Genomic DNA, 420 nt, shown 5'->3' with positions numbered 1-420 from the left:
GCGCGCGAGGAACCGCCGGCCCCGAGCACCAATGCCTCTTCCGCGCTGTCCCAACCGGCCGCTCCGGCATCGAGATTGCCGATGAAGCCTTCGACATCGGTATTGGTCGAGCGCAGCTCGCCGTCGGCAAACCACAGCGTGTTCGCAGCGCCGACGGCCCTGGCACGCGCATCGGGCGTGGACAGCGCCAGCACGTCTTCCTTGTGCGGGATGGTGACGTTGGCGCCGACGAAGCCGCGCAGCGACAGCCGCAGCACGAAGTCGCGCAGATCCTCGGGCGGGACCGCCTCGATGACGTAACCACCCTCGATCCCGAGCGTGCGCAGCCAGTAACGATGGATCAGCGGCGAGCGCGAATGCGCGGCCGGCCATCCGATCAAACAGGCTGCGGGAGTCCTGAGCGCGGTCATCTTTCCCTCG

Annotated in this window: 1 pseudogene; it reads right to left on the bottom strand. The window is 68.1% G+C overall.

What is annotated here, in order from left to right:
- Window positions 1–410: pseudogene (locus AC0L3X_RS47440) on the bottom strand (shikimate dehydrogenase); the annotation flags it as partial.
- Between the last annotated feature and the right edge of the window lie 10 nt (window positions 411–420).

The sequence above is a fragment of the Bradyrhizobium sp. MI1.7 genome (assembly GCF_055811795.1).
Note: the sequence above shows the minus strand (reverse complement) of the source record. Positions and strands in the feature narration are given on the sequence as shown.